The following is a 13,099-nucleotide window of genomic DNA, read 5'->3' on the forward strand; positions in this document are numbered from 1 at the left end:
CCATGCCAGTAACTTACCGTGAGTGTGACAGGTCATCGCGTTTGTCAATATCAGAATGATGGTAATTTCAGTCTGGGATGAATCCTGGATTGCAGATTTTTGTCAGTTGTCACAAATTGGTTACCTTAAATTAAATTTGGCAACATTTAAGAAATTCCGCACACGACACAGACCGGTTTCCCGTAATATGCGACGATACGTTTTTTTCGCTGCGGAGTTTCCATGAACCTGCCTTTAAAAATTCGCCGTGACTGGCACTACTACGCCTTTGCTATCGGCCTGATTTTCATTCTGAACGGCGTTGTCGGGCTATTGGGGTTTGAAGCCAGGGGCTGGCAAACCTATGCCGTGGGGCTGGTGACCTGGATCGTCAGTTTCTGGCTGGCAGGATTGATTATTCGTCGTCGTGTGGAGGATGACGCGGCGTAAGCCTGACAACAAACCGCAGTCAGGCTTATCGGGGAGTGCAGATTACATTGTCGTTTTCAGCGCGTTATCTGCAGCATGGCGTTCCAGCGCCAGTTCGATCAAGCGGGTGATCAAGTCGGTGTAACCTAAGCCACTGGCCTGCCAGAGTTTCGGATACATGCTGATGTTGGTAAAGCCTGGCAGGGTGTTGATCTCATTGATCACCACCTCATTGTCGGCGGTTAAAAAGACATCGACGCGTGCCATGCCAGCGCAGCCCAGCGCCTGATACGCCTGAATGGCGATCTCGCGGATTTTGTCGTTGATGTGCGGATCAATCGCCGCAGGAACCACCACTTTCGCGCCGTTATCATCAATGTATTTGGTGTCGTAGGCATAGAAATCACTGTTGAGCACGATCTCGCCACAGGTACTGGCCTGCGGATGATCGTTACCCAACACCGCGCACTCGATCTCGCGCCCCTTGATCCCTTGCTCCACCACCACTTTGTGATCGAATTCGAAGGCGAGGGCGACCGCCTGCGCGTACTGCGCTTCGCTGGTGACTTTGCTAACGCCGACAGACGATCCCTGATTGGCGGGCTTAACGAACAGCGGCAGGCCAAGACGGGCTTCTACCTCGGCAAAGCTTATCGTGTTGCGGTTGGCTCGCGTCAGCGTAATAAACGGCGCGATAGTCAGTCCGGCATCACGCAACAAGCGTTTGGTGACGTCTTTATCCATACACGCGGCTGAACCCAGCACATCGGAACCGACGAAGGGCAGATTCGCCACGCGCAGCATTCCCTGCAGTGAGCCATCTTCACCCAGCGTGCCGTGCACAATCGGGAAAATCACGTCTACGGTCGGCAGCGGCTGACCATTTTGCGCATCAATCAACTGTTGCTCGTGTCTGCCCGGAACCTGCGCAAGGCTGGTCGCAGAAGGACGCAGCGCAATATGCGCAGGATCGTTGGCATTGAGCAGATAATTGCTGGCATCGCTGACGTGCCATTGTCCTTGCTTATCAATGCCTAACAGCACGACCTCAAAGCGGGTCTTGTCGATGGCATCGACAATATTTTTTGCCGATTGCAATGACACTTCATGTTCCGCTGATTTACCACCAAATACGATTCCTACCCGCAACTTTGCCATCTTAAACCCATTCCTTCGAACGCAAAGCGTATACATTACCACGACAAAACGAGGGATTCGCGGGCTTCTGCCATAATGTTAGGGAGAATTACACGGGAGGATGCGTGAGAGGAAAAGTCTGGCTGACGATGATGATTCTGAGCGTGGCGTGTGGCGTGGGATATCGCTATCTGCCGTCTTATTATGACCCGCTCGCCCCGCTTGAGGTATCCGATCCGCCAAACTGGCTTACCCAATTTAAGCTTAAACGTCTGACGCCAGCGCGCTGTCAGACGCTGTTGCAACAGGCAAACGAGCAGAAGCTGATCACGTCGCAGTCCATAGCCGACAGCGCTGGCGAATGTCCCTTAACCGACGTAGTACGGGTGCGGGATTTTGGCGCAGTTAAACTGAGCAGCAGCTTCCTTGCCTCCTGTCCGTTGGCGCTGCGTTCCGCGCTGTATGTCGCTCAGCAGGCTGCACCCTTAACGGAACGTATGATGGAAAGCCGGCTGACCCGGATCGAGCATCTCGGCAGCTATGCCTGCCGCAACATTTACCATCGCCCTGATGCACGCCGTAGCGAACACGCGAGCGCAGAGGCCCTGGACATCAGCGGCTTTATTCTTGCTGACGGGCGACACGTTACCGTTCTGCGCGGCTGGAAGCAGGAAGAAAGCGCAACGTGGCTGCGGGCGTTGCTCAGTGCGAGCTGTCAATATTATGGCAACGGCCTGGGGCCGGACTACAACGCCGCTCACGCCAACCATTTTCACCTGGGAATACGGGGAATTGGCCTTTGTCGCTAAGCATAAAGCCCTGTGGCTTGTTGGGTTTTAATGTGATGTGTATCACAAATGTGGTGAACGGGAAGATAAAATAGCAAATTACGTGCCACCGCACCTGCGGATCCCCTGACAGACGTGGAGATTGCTAAACTAGCCGGCGTTTTCTGCTATTTATCACGATGAGCGTTTATGGAATCCTGGAAAGTTAATCTCATTTCCGTCTGGTTCGGCTGCTTTTTTACCGGTCTGGCAATCAGTCAAATCCTGCCGTTTTTGCCACTCTATATTTCGCAGCTTGGGGTGACCTCCCACGAAGCGCTCTCAATGTGGTCCGGTCTGACATTCAGTGTCACATTCTTAATTTCCGCGATTGTTTCTCCGCTCTGGGGTAGCCTGGCAGACCGTAAAGGTCGCAAGCTGATGTTGCTACGCGCCTCGCTCGGCATGGCGATTGCGATACTGCTGCAGGCTTTTGCTACCAACGTCTGGCAGCTTTTCCTGCTGCGCGGCATCATGGGGTTAACGTCCGGCTATATTCCTAACGCGATGGCGCTGGTGGCGTCTCAGGTGCCCCGTGAACGTAGTGGATGGGCACTCAGTACGCTGGCGACCGCGCAAATCAGCGGTGTGATTGGTGGCCCGCTGATGGGCGGTTTTATTGCCGATCATGTGGGCTTACGCCCGGTCTTTTTTATCACTGCAATGCTGCTGATCGTCAGCTTTATGGTCACGCTCTTTTTGATTAAAGAAGGCGTGCGCCCGACGCTGAAAAAGAGCGAACGATTGAGCGGAAAAGCCGTATTTGCGTCGCTACCTTATCCGGTGCTGGTGATCAGCCTGTTTTTCACCACGCTGGTGATTCAGTTATGTAATGGCTCAATCAGCCCGATCCTGGCGCTATTTATTAAGTCGATGGCCCCTGACAGTAATAATATTGCTTTTCTGAGTGGATTAATTGCCTCGGTGCCTGGGGTCTCCGCGCTTATCTCCGCGCCCCGGCTGGGTAAACTTGGGGATCGCATCGGCACCGAAAGGATCCTGATGGCAACGCTGATTTGTGCGGTCGTGTTGTTTTTTGCCATGTCGTGGGTGACGACGCCTTTCCAGCTCGGGGTATTACGTTTTCTGCTCGGTTTTGCCGATGGCGCCATGCTACCCGCGGTTCAGACGCTACTGGTCAAATATTCCAGTGACCAAATAACCGGGCGTATATTTGGTTATAACCAATCGTTTATGTATCTTGGCAATGTCGCTGGCCCGCTGATGGGCGCAACGGTTTCAGCCATGGCAGGATTTCGTTGGGTATTTATTGCCACTGCCATTATCGTGATGATTAACATTTGTCAGTTAGCCCTGGTTCTGCGTCAGCGGCGAAATATCCGCAAGCGGGTGTGAAGCGATTAAAAAGAAATGACTTAAGTGAAATTAGTCATTTTTTAGCATAACTTTTGATTATGGCCAGGGGTGACTATTTTATTCCTGGCTTTTAATTTAGCGTTCGGTTTTTGCGCGAGAAACGTTTCGCTCACCGTATTCTGTGATTATTTACGCAAAGTCTTTCCTTTTTTATAAAAATACTACTTTCAGACTCTAGGCAGCATGGATTCATAGTGATACCGTCAGCCTTCTTTGGATAAGGAAATGCGGTCATGAAAAATCTAATAGCTGAGTTGTTGCTTAAGCTTGCCCAGAAAGAGGAAGAGTCGAAAGAACTGGTTGCTCAGGTAGAAGCATTAGAGATTATCGTTACAGCGATGCTGCGCAATATGGCTCAGAACGAGCAGCAAATGCTGATTCATCAGGTAGAGGGCGCACTTGATGACGTAAAGCCCGATGCCAGCGTTCCGGATAACGATACGGAGTTGCTGCGCCAGTACGTACAAAAGCTGTTGAGGCATCCTCGTTACTAGTTTTATTTCGTTTCTATGCTGTCATAAACCTGTCATATCAGAGACCTATAGTCGCTTTGTTTTTTATTTTAAGTGTATTAAGTACATGGAGAAAATAAAGTGAAACAAAGCGCTATTGCTCTTGCATTGTTACCACTGTTGTATATGCCTGTGAGTCATTCTGAAACGTCGTCAATGGCGGTGCTGGACAATCGTGCCGCACAGGGTGATATTACAACGCCAGGCGGAGCACGCCGATTATCGGCCGATCAAACACAAGCATTGCGCGAATCACTGAATGATAAACCGGCTAAAAATATTATTTTATTGATTGGCGATGGTATGGGGGATTCGGAAATTACGGCCGCGCGAAATTATGCTGAAGGCGCGGGTGGCTATTTTAAAGGGATTGATGCCTTACCGCTGACTGGCCAATACACCCACTATGCGCTGAATAAAAAAACCGGTAAACCGGATTACGTGACGGATTCTGCGGCATCAGCAACCGCATGGACAACCGGCGTGAAAACCTACAATGGCGCGCTGGGCGTCGATATTCACGAAAAAGATCATACGACGCTGCTGGAAATGGCGAAAGCGGCGGGGCTGGCGACGGGTAACGTCTCAACCGCCGAGCTGCAGGATGCCACTCCAGCCGCGCTGGTAGCGCACGTGACGTCTCGTAAATGCTATGGCCCGAGCGTAACGAGCGAGAAATGCCCGACGAATGCGCTGGAAAATGGCGGTAAAGGCTCGATCACCGAACAACTGCTGAATGCCCGCGCGGATGTCACGCTGGGCGGCGGTGCGAAAACGTTCGCCGAAACCGCAACCGCCGGCGAGTGGCAGGGCAAAACGCTGCGTGAACAGGCCGAGGCCCGGGGTTACCAGTTGGTCGGCGATGCGGCTTCGCTGGCGGCGATCGGTGAAGCCAGTCAGGACAAACCGTTGCTGGGACTGTTCTCTGACGGCAACATGCCTGTGCGCTGGGAAGGCCCAAAAGCGTCTTATCACGGCAATATTGATAAGCCTGCCGTAACCTGTACGCCGAATCCAAAACGCGATGAGACCGTACCCACGCTGGCGCAAATGACCGACAAAGCCATTGAGTTGCTCAGCAAAAATGAGAAGGGATTCTTCCTGCAGGTGGAAGGGGCCTCCATCGATAAACAGGATCACGCCGCCAATCCTTGCGGACAGATCGGCGAGACGGTGGATCTGGACGAAGCGGTGCAGCGCGCGCTGGCCTTTGCGAAAAAAGAAGGTAACACGCTGGTGATCGTCACTGCCGATCACGCTCACGCCAGCCAGATCGTCGCACCAGAGACAAAAGCGCCGGGCTTGACCCAGGCATTAAACACCAAAGATGGCGCCGTGATGGTGATCAGCTATGGCAACTCCGAAGAGGAATCGCAGGAGCATACCGGCAGCCAGTTGCGTATTGCGGCCTACGGCCCTCATGCGGCCAACGTGGTGGGGCTGACCGATCAAACCGACCTGTTCTATACCATGAAAGCGGCACTCGGCCTGAAATAATCCACCCCCGGCAGGATAACTTTTGCTGTCGGGTGGTTTTTTTATCGTTAGCAGCCAGACTTATCTGAATCTCCCGGCGTTTATTCGCGGGAGATAGTCGAGTGAATACTCAAAAAAGGATGGTGCTATGAAAATAACATTACTGGTTACCCTATTGTTTGGTTTGATCTTTTTAACGACCGTTGGTGCGGCTGAGAAAACGTTAACCCCGCAGCAGCAGCGCATGACCACCTGCAATCAACAGGCGACGGCGAAAGCGTTGAAAGGAGATGCCCGTAAGACGTACATGAGCGATTGCCTTAAAAACAGCAAGTCAGCTCCTGGTGAAAAAAGCCTGACGCCGCAACAGCAAAAAATGCGCGAGTGCAACGTCCAGGCGACGGAACAATCGCTAAAAGGTGACGACCGCAGTAAGTTTATGAGTGCCTGCCTGAAGAAAGCAGCCTAGCCGACCTAGTGCTTACGGGTGAGCAAAGAAAAACGCTCACCCGAAATATCATACTTTCCCCGCCTGACCCGTCTCTATAATTTGGGAAAATTGTTTCAGAATGTTCCCAAAAAATAATGAACGACGAAAACTTTTACAAACAAGCGGTCGATCTCGATGAAACCGCTCTTTCATCGCAGCAAAACGACCATCAACGTTCTGGACTGCGATTCGCCCGGCGAGTAAGAGTGCCGCGCGCAGTGGCGCTGGGAGGGATGTTTTTCCCTGTCGCCGCCGCGCTGGTCGCGAACCCTGTCCCCGGCGTCTGGTGGTTGTTGCTGGTGGGATGGGCGTTCGTCTGGCCTCATCTGGCCTGGCAAATCGCCAGCAGAGCCGTCGACCCGATGAGTCGGGAATTTGCCAATTTAAAAACAGATGCGGTACTCGCCGGAATGTGGATGGGACTGATGGGCGTCAATGCGCTGCCTACCGCCGCGTTGTTGATGATCATCTGTATGAATCTGATGGGCGCAGGCGGTGTGCGACTGTTTGTTACCGGACTGGCCCTGATGGTGGTTGCCTGTCTGGTCACATTGCAGTTAACGGGAACCTCTCTGGCTTTAAGAAGCGCGCCGCTGGAAGGGGTGTTGACGCTGCCGGTCATCGTGATTTACCCGCTGTTATTCTCCTGGATTAGCTATCAGGCTGCGACCAGGCTGGCGCAACATAAGCGCCGGTTACAGGTGATGAGTACCTGTGATGGCATGACAGGCGTTTACAACCGGCGACACTGGGAAATATTACTGCGCAACGAATTTGAGCACTGCCGTCGCCAGCATCGGGAGGCCACGCTGCTGATCATTGATATCGACCATTTCAAAAGTATTAATGACACCTGGGGTCATGATGTTGGCGATGAAGCTATTCTGGCGCTAACCCAACAGCTGAGAATCACCTTGCGCGGGAGCGATGTGATCGGGCGTTTTGGCGGTGATGAATTTGCGGTGATTATGTGCGGTACGCCAGCCGAGAGCGCCATCGCGGCGATGTCACGGATTCATGAGGGGCTACGCGGGTTACGTCTGGCCTGCGCGCCGCAGGTCATTTTACATATCAGCGTGGGCGTTGCGCCGTTAACGCCGCAGTTCAGTCACTATCGGGAATGGTTGAAATCGGCCGATCTGGCGCTCTACAAAGCAAAGAATGCCGGACGTAACCGCACCGAAGTGGCGGCCTGACGTCCGGTTGTTCACTCAGGATTTACTGAGTTTGTCTGACTTCTCCATACACTTCGCCATCGCTTCAATCACCGCCGCACGAAATCCTCGCTCTTCCAGTACGCGGACCGCTTCAATCGTCGTGCCGCCAGGCGAACAAACCATATCTTTCAGTACGCCAGGATGCTCGCCCGTTTCCAGTACCATCTTCGCGGAACCCATGACCGCCTGAGCGGCAAATTTGTAAGCCTGTGCGCGCGGCATACCGCCCAATACTGCGGCATCTGCCATCGCTTCGATAAACATGAAGACATACGCCGGGGCGGAGCCGCTGACGCCAACCACAGGATGAATCATCGACTCGGCAATCACTTCGGCTTCGCCAAAGCAGCGGAAAATATTCAGCACATCCGCGGTGTCTTCCGGGGTAACCAGCGCGTTTGGCGTCACTGAGGTCATCCCGGCATTAACCAGCGACGGCGTGTTCGGCATTGCGCGTACGATTTTCCGGTCGTGTCCCAGCGCGCGGGCGAGTTGATCGAGGGTCACGCCTGCTGCAATAGAGACCACCAGCGACTCTTTGTTGAGGCTGGAGGTTATCTCGCTGAGCACTTTGATCATAATGCCCGGCTTCACGGCGCCGAAAACAATATCCGCCACCTGGGCGACTTCCTGGGCGGACTGCGCGACGTTGATCCCATACTGATCGTGCAACGCGGCAACTTTATCGGGGGAAGGGGTGTAGACCCAGATCTGGCCTGGAAGCACCTGACCGCTGGCAATCAGGCCGCCGAGGATTGCTTTCCCCATATTACCGCAGCCGATAAAACCGATTTTCTTCTCCATCTCGTCACTCCCTATGGGTGATAGTTGTTGTTTTGTTTGATAAAGCCTAGCTTAGCGCGGATTGAAAGACGCATGAAGGGTAAACAGCACTTTGCCGCAGCGCAAAAGCACGAGACAATAGCCGATTGCACAAGAGACGGGAGCAAGTATGACCATATGGGTGGATGCGGATGCGTGTCCGAACGTAATTAAAGAGATCCTCTATCGTGCCGCCGGGCGCATGCAAATGTCGCTGATTCTGGTAGCGAACCAGAGCCTGCGCGTGCCGCCGTCGCCGTATATCCGTACGCTGCGTGTACCTGCGGGTTTTGACGTGGCGGATAACGAGATTGTGCGCCAGTGTGCGGCGGGCGATCTGGTCATCACGGCCGATATCCCGTTGGCCGCCGAGGTGCTGGCGAAAGGCGCGTCGGCGCTTAATCCGCGCGGTGAGCGCTATACCGAATCGACCATTCGCGAACGTCTGACAATGCGCGATTTTATGGATACATTGCGCGCCAGCGGGATCCAGACGGGCGGTCCGGATAGCCTCTCTGCCCGCGATCGTCAGCATTTTGCGGCGGAACTGGAAAAGTGGTGGCTGGAAGTTCAGCGCAGAAACGCGTGAATGTAATTTATTTTTTACACTTTCCTCGGCGCTATTTCTTGATATAGTAGGGCGTACATTGATATTTTCACTTCTGGTGGAATAAATACTTTACACTTAACGCTGTACTAGTTTGATGGTATGATTATTCCTTTAATGACATCTGATCCTGCCGCTTTGCGGCCTTCTGGGGAACGCCCACTATGACGCAACCGCTTTATCTTGTTGGCCCACGCGGCTGTGGAAAGACAACGGTTGGCATGGCGCTGGCTACGGCAATTGGTTGTCGGTTTGTCGATACCGATCAATGGCTGCAGTCGCAGGTACAAATGACCGTCGCGGAAATCGTCGAGCGTGAAGGCTGGCCGGGTTTTCGCGCCAGAGAAACGGCTGCACTGGCGGCGGTGACTGCACCGTCAACGGTCATCGCGACCGGTGGAGGAATCATTCTCACTGATTATAACCGTCACTTTATGCGTGATAACGGCATCGTCATTTATTTAAGCGCGCCGGTTTCCACGTTGGTTCATCGTCTTGAGGCCTCGCCTGAAGAGGAGTTGCGCCCCACGCTGACCGGTAAACCCCTGAGCGAAGAGGTGCGGGAGGTGCTGCAACAGCGGGATATTTTGTATCGCGAAGCGGCCCATTTCATCATTGATGCGGCGAATTCACCTGACCAGGTGATTTCTGAAATTCAGCGCAGGCTGGCGCAGCGCGCGCGCTGCAGGCAAGGCGGGGTCTATACTTAAACTTCATTCGACAGAAGGAAGCACTATGCCAACCAAACCGCCATATCCACGCGAAGCGTATATTGTCACCATTGAGAAAGGGACGCCGGGACAGACGGTCACCTGGTACCAGTTGCGCGCCGATCACCCGAAACCGGATTCGTTAATCAGCGAGCATCCCAGCGCGCAGGAAGCGATGGATGCGAAAGCCCGTTACGAAGATCCTGATAAAACCTGACGACTGAACAGCTCGGAATGGAATCTGAGCGAGTGTAAACCCAACCTGCATCACATTTTTCGCCGATGAATCGTTGTACCTGAAAACTAACATCAAACAATAACAACCTATTACTGGAACGATCTGGAATCTTTACACAGCGATTTGCGCTGCGCCTGCTACGCTTTTTTGCATTTGCAAAAGGTAAGTGTCGGCAGTGGTGCAGCGCATTTGCCCGGGAATAAACGACGAAGTAAAAAAGAAGGTGGAAAAAATGAGTGCGTCGTTGGCTATCCTCACAATCGGTGTTGTACCCATGAGTGAAGTCTTACCGCTTCTGACTGAGTACATCGACGAACAACATATCACCCATCACAGCTTGCTCGGAAAAATGAGTCGTGATGACGTCCTGGCGGAATATGCGCTGGAGTCCGACGAAGACCCGCTGTTAACCCTGCTTAACGATAATGAACTGGCTTATGTTTCGCGGCAGAAAGTAGAACGCGATCTGCAAAGCGTCATCGAAGTGCTGGATAACCAGGGCTACGACGTCATTTTACTGATGAGCACCGTGTCGATTGCCAGCATGACCGCCCGTAACAGCATTCTGCTTGAGCCGCTGCGTATTATTCCACCGCTGGTGGCCTCAATTGTCGATGGCCATCAGGTGGGGGTGATTGTGCCGGTTGAAGATCTGATGGCCGATCAAGCGGAAAAATGGCAGGTTTTACAGTCGCCGCCGCTGTTCTCGCTGGCGAATCCGGTTCACGGCAGTACCCAGCAGTTGATTGAAGCCGGTAAAGACCTGCTGGAACAAGGGGCGGATGTCATCATGCTGGACTCCCTGGGTTTTCATCAGCGCCACCGCGATGTCCTGCAAAAATCGCTCGATGTCCCGGTACTGCTCTCTAATGTGCTGATTGCGCGACTGGCTTCAGAATTGCTGGTTTAATTTTGCGTGACAGGCCAAAGGGTTGCCCCCTATATTGGTTGTCAATTTACCAACGAGACAGGGTCCGTTTATGCTTCAAAGTAACGAATACTTTTCCGGCAAAGTAAAATCAATCGGCTTTACCAGCAGCAGTACTGGCCGTGCCAGTGTAGGCGTGATGCTGGAAGGTGAATACACCTTCGGTACCGCAGAGCCTGAAGAGATGACGGTCGTAAGCGGCGCGTTGAATGTGTTACTGCCGGATACCACCGAATGGAAAGTGTATGCCGCAGGAGAAGTATTTAACGTCCCGGGCCATAGCGAGTTTCATTTACAGGTCGCAGAACCGACCTCTTATCTTTGTCGCTATCTGTAATATTTTTTCCCTCTCCGTGCGGAGAGGGAATCTTCGTTTAGCGCTGCGCTTCGCCGCCTAAACCTTCCACCAGATTCTGAATCAACGCGGCCAGTTCGCCGGTCATCAGGATAAAGTCCGCGTCGAAACGCTGGGCGAAATCTTCCCGGTCGATGTCTTCGTTTTGATCGCGTAGTTCGTCGCTGAATTTCAGGCGCTTAATCGACGCGTCATCGCAGATCATAAACTGAATACGCTGCTGCCAGTCGAGCGCCAGTTTGGTCACCACTTTACCGGCTTCAATGTGCACGGCGATCTCGTCGCTCACCAGATCCTGTTTCTTTGCCCGGATCACGCCGCCGTCTTCCAGCATGGCTTTCAGTTCGGCTTCGTCGAGTAACTGGAAGCCCTGCGCCACGGTGCCGGAACGCACCCACTCGGTGAGCGTCAGCTCAATCGGGTTTTCCAGCGCCAGCGGAACCACCGGCAGAGAGCCGAGGCTCTTACGCAGCAGCGCCAGCGTATCTTCCGCTTTTTTTGCGCTTGCGCAGTCCACCATGATCAATCCGTTCACGGTGTCGATCCACATCATGGTCTGACTAAAGCGGCTGAAGGCGCGCGGCAGCAGCGAATGCAGCACTTCATCCTTCAGCGAGTCTTTCTCGGTTTTCTTCAGCTTACGCGCCTGTTCGGCTTCCAGTTTGGCGATCTTCGCTTCCAGCGCCTGTTTGATCACCGGAGAGGGCAGGATCTTCTCTTCTTTACGCGCGCAAATCAAAATCTGGCCGTTGTTAGTATGCGTCAACGCATCGCTGTGCGATCCCATTGGCGGCACCCAGCCCGTTTTTGCCATATCCTGGCTACCGCAAGGGGTAAACGTCATCGAGGCTAGCTGTTTTTCCATCTCCTCGGCACGCAATGAAATATCGCGGCTAAGACGGTAAACCATTAAATTTTTGAACCACAGCATGATAATTTCCACGGCCTTGTCGTTAAATCCAGCGCGTATAGTAACGAATTGTCGGCAGGCTTGCATTGCCATTCCCTATACCTCGCTCTACTCTGTTGATATTCCCAAAAAAAGAGGAACATCGTGTGCGTATTGGTATTGATTTAGGCGGCACCAAAACGGAAGTGATCGCGCTCAGTGAGGCTGGTGAACAACTGTTCCGCCATCGTCTGCCGACGCCGCGAAATGACTATCAGCAAACCATCGAAACCATTGCCACGCTGGTGGCGATGGCGGAGCAGACCACCGGACAAACGGGGACGGTAGGGATAGGGATCCCGGGTTCCATTTCGCCTTACACCGGCGTGGTGAAGAATGCCAACTCCACGTGGCTGAACGGTCAGCCGTTTGATAAAGACCTCAGCACCCGTCTGCAGCGTGACGTTCGTCTGGCGAATGACGCGAACTGTCTGGCCGTTTCTGAGGCCGTTGATGGGGCGGCTGCCGGGGCAATGACGGTTTTTGCCGTGATTATTGGTACCGGCTGCGGCGCAGGTGTGGCGCTCAACGGTCGGGCGCACATCGGCGGCAATGGGACGGCGGGCGAATGGGGTCACAACCCTTTGCCGTGGATGGATGAGGATGAGCTTCGCTACCGTGAAGAAGTCCCCTGCTACTGCGGAAAACAGGGATGCATTGAGACGTTTATTTCCGGTACCGGGTTCGCCACCGATTACCAGCGCCTGAGCGGTAACGCCTTAAAAGGCAGTGAGATTATCCGTCTGGTGGAGGAGCAAAATGCGCTGGCCGAACTGGCGCTCAGCCGCTATGAGCTGCGGCTGGCAAAATCGCTGGCTCATGTGGTGAATATTCTTGACCCGGACGTTTTCGTTCTCGGCGGCGGAATGAGCAACATTGACCGCCTGTACAAAACGATACCGCCGCTAATTAAACAGTTTGTGTTTGGTGGTGAGTGTGAAACGCCGGTACGTAAGGCTCTGCATGGTGACTCCAGCGGTGTGCGCGGTGCGGCGTGGCTGTGGCCGCAGGAATAGTGCCAGGAGAGGCCGGCGCTATCCGGCCTG

The 13,099-nt window shown here is 53.5% G+C and carries 16 protein-coding genes; 13 read left to right on the plus strand and 3 right to left on the minus strand.

Features of this window, described 5'->3' with window-relative positions:
* The first annotated feature begins 222 nt into the window (after positions 1 to 222).
* Complete coding sequence (locus HVZ37_RS05360) at positions 223 to 429, plus strand: DUF2754 family protein (RefSeq protein WP_043001637.1); 207 nt, start codon at positions 223 to 225, stop codon at positions 427 to 429.
* Between the two features lie 42 nt (positions 430 to 471).
* Here HVZ37_RS05360 and ddlA read toward each other — a convergent pair whose 3' ends face one another.
* Positions 472 to 1,566 carry a D-alanine--D-alanine ligase gene (gene ddlA, locus HVZ37_RS05365; protein WP_043001636.1) on the minus strand — a complete coding sequence of 365 codons (1,095 nt, stop codon included), beginning with the start codon at positions 1,564 to 1,566 and terminating at the stop codon, positions 472 to 474.
* A gap of 128 nt (positions 1,567 to 1,694) precedes the next feature.
* On the opposite strand from ddlA, the gene HVZ37_RS05370 reads away from it, so the two are divergent.
* From HVZ37_RS05370 to adrA, 6 genes are all read left to right on the plus strand, one after another.
* Positions 1,695 to 2,354: an extensin family protein gene (locus tag HVZ37_RS05370; protein ID WP_181628463.1), complete on the plus strand. Its 660-nt coding sequence runs from the start codon at positions 1,695 to 1,697 to the stop codon at positions 2,352 to 2,354.
* Between the two features lie 168 nt (positions 2,355 to 2,522).
* The gene (locus HVZ37_RS05375) at positions 2,523 to 3,728 is read left to right on the plus strand and encodes a multidrug efflux MFS transporter (protein ID WP_181628179.1); all 1,206 of its coding nucleotides are present in this window, start codon (positions 2,523 to 2,525) and stop codon (positions 3,726 to 3,728) included.
* Between the two features lie 254 nt (positions 3,729 to 3,982).
* A complete protein-coding gene (iraP, locus tag HVZ37_RS05380; protein ID WP_043001633.1) occupies positions 3,983 to 4,243 on the plus strand; it encodes an anti-adapter protein IraP in 261 nt (86 codons plus the stop codon).
* A gap of 99 nt (positions 4,244 to 4,342) precedes the next feature.
* Positions 4,343 to 5,758: an alkaline phosphatase gene (gene phoA, locus HVZ37_RS05385; protein WP_104446084.1), complete on the plus strand. Its 1,416-nt coding sequence runs from the start codon at positions 4,343 to 4,345 to the stop codon at positions 5,756 to 5,758.
* A 127-nt stretch (positions 5,759 to 5,885) separates the two neighbouring features.
* Complete coding sequence (gene psiF, locus HVZ37_RS05390; protein ID WP_043001631.1) at positions 5,886 to 6,206, plus strand: phosphate starvation-inducible protein PsiF; 321 nt, start codon at positions 5,886 to 5,888, stop codon at positions 6,204 to 6,206.
* A 116-nt stretch (positions 6,207 to 6,322) separates the two neighbouring features.
* Positions 6,323 to 7,423, plus strand: a complete 1,101-nt coding sequence (adrA, locus tag HVZ37_RS05395; protein ID WP_181628180.1) for a diguanylate cyclase AdrA — start codon at positions 6,323 to 6,325, stop codon at positions 7,421 to 7,423.
* A 15-nt stretch (positions 7,424 to 7,438) separates the two neighbouring features.
* On the opposite strand, the gene proC is transcribed toward adrA, so the two are convergent.
* Positions 7,439 to 8,248, minus strand: coding sequence for a pyrroline-5-carboxylate reductase (proC, locus tag HVZ37_RS05400; RefSeq protein WP_043001629.1), 810 nt, complete (start codon positions 8,246 to 8,248; stop codon positions 7,439 to 7,441).
* A 148-nt stretch (positions 8,249 to 8,396) separates the two neighbouring features.
* Between proC and HVZ37_RS05405 the strand changes: the two genes are divergently transcribed.
* From HVZ37_RS05405 to ppnP, 5 genes are all read left to right on the plus strand, one after another.
* A complete protein-coding gene (locus HVZ37_RS05405) occupies positions 8,397 to 8,855 on the plus strand; it encodes a YaiI/YqxD family protein (protein WP_043001628.1) in 459 nt (152 codons plus the stop codon).
* A gap of 182 nt (positions 8,856 to 9,037) precedes the next feature.
* On the plus strand, positions 9,038 to 9,583 hold the full coding sequence (aroL, locus tag HVZ37_RS05410) for a shikimate kinase AroL (protein ID WP_044326523.1): 546 nt from the start codon (positions 9,038 to 9,040) through the stop codon (positions 9,581 to 9,583).
* Positions 9,584 to 9,608: 25 nt separating this feature from the next.
* Entirely contained in the window at positions 9,609 to 9,800 is a 192-nt protein-coding gene (gene yaiA / locus HVZ37_RS05415; protein ID WP_043001626.1) for a protein YaiA, read from the plus strand.
* A gap of 253 nt (positions 9,801 to 10,053) precedes the next feature.
* Positions 10,054 to 10,731 (plus strand): AroM family protein, encoded by a 678-nt coding sequence (locus HVZ37_RS05420; RefSeq protein ID WP_043001625.1) that lies wholly within the window; start codon positions 10,054 to 10,056, stop codon positions 10,729 to 10,731.
* Between the two features lie 70 nt (positions 10,732 to 10,801).
* Positions 10,802 to 11,086 (plus strand): pyrimidine/purine nucleoside phosphorylase, encoded by a 285-nt coding sequence (gene ppnP, locus HVZ37_RS05425; protein ID WP_042324593.1) that lies wholly within the window; start codon positions 10,802 to 10,804, stop codon positions 11,084 to 11,086.
* Between the two features lie 37 nt (positions 11,087 to 11,123).
* Here the strand turns inward: ppnP and rdgC are convergent, their stop codons facing one another.
* Positions 11,124 to 12,035: a recombination-associated protein RdgC gene (gene rdgC, locus HVZ37_RS05430; protein ID WP_044259030.1), complete on the minus strand. Its 912-nt coding sequence runs from the start codon at positions 12,033 to 12,035 to the stop codon at positions 11,124 to 11,126.
* A 125-nt stretch (positions 12,036 to 12,160) separates the two neighbouring features.
* On the opposite strand from rdgC, the gene mak reads away from it, so the two are divergent.
* Positions 12,161 to 13,069: a fructokinase gene (mak, locus tag HVZ37_RS05435; RefSeq protein WP_043001624.1), complete on the plus strand. Its 909-nt coding sequence runs from the start codon at positions 12,161 to 12,163 to the stop codon at positions 13,067 to 13,069.
* Positions 13,070 to 13,099 lie beyond the last annotated feature (30 nt).

This window comes from Citrobacter sp. RHB35-C17 (assembly GCF_013816795.1).
Classification (GTDB): Bacteria; Pseudomonadota; Gammaproteobacteria; order Enterobacterales; family Enterobacteriaceae; genus Citrobacter_A; species Citrobacter_A amalonaticus.

Coding starts and splice junctions, on each gene's coding strand:
- rdgC (WP_044259030.1), bottom strand. CDS start 12,035: ATGCTGTGGTTCAAAAATTTAATGGTTTACCGTCTTAGCCGCGATATT.
- iraP (WP_043001633.1), top strand. CDS start 3,983: ATGAAAAATCTAATAGCTGAGTTGTTGCTTAAGCTTGCCCAGAAAGAG.
- HVZ37_RS05370 (WP_181628463.1), top strand. CDS start 1,695: ATGATGATTCTGAGCGTGGCGTGTGGCGTGGGATATCGCTATCTGCCG.
- ppnP (WP_042324593.1), top strand. CDS start 10,802: ATGCTTCAAAGTAACGAATACTTTTCCGGCAAAGTAAAATCAATCGGC.
- psiF (WP_043001631.1), top strand. CDS start 5,886: ATGAAAATAACATTACTGGTTACCCTATTGTTTGGTTTGATCTTTTTA.
- adrA (WP_181628180.1), top strand. CDS start 6,323: ATGAACGACGAAAACTTTTACAAACAAGCGGTCGATCTCGATGAAACC.
- proC (WP_043001629.1), bottom strand. CDS start 8,248: ATGGAGAAGAAAATCGGTTTTATCGGCTGCGGTAATATGGGGAAAGCA.
- aroL (WP_044326523.1), top strand. CDS start 9,038: ATGACGCAACCGCTTTATCTTGTTGGCCCACGCGGCTGTGGAAAGACA.
- HVZ37_RS05360 (WP_043001637.1), top strand. CDS start 223: ATGAACCTGCCTTTAAAAATTCGCCGTGACTGGCACTACTACGCCTTT.
- HVZ37_RS05405 (WP_043001628.1), top strand. CDS start 8,397: ATGACCATATGGGTGGATGCGGATGCGTGTCCGAACGTAATTAAAGAG.
- HVZ37_RS05420 (WP_043001625.1), top strand. CDS start 10,054: ATGAGTGCGTCGTTGGCTATCCTCACAATCGGTGTTGTACCCATGAGT.
- yaiA (WP_043001626.1), top strand. CDS start 9,609: ATGCCAACCAAACCGCCATATCCACGCGAAGCGTATATTGTCACCATT.
- ddlA (WP_043001636.1), bottom strand. CDS start 1,566: ATGGCAAAGTTGCGGGTAGGAATCGTATTTGGTGGTAAATCAGCGGAA.
- HVZ37_RS05375 (WP_181628179.1), top strand. CDS start 2,523: ATGGAATCCTGGAAAGTTAATCTCATTTCCGTCTGGTTCGGCTGCTTT.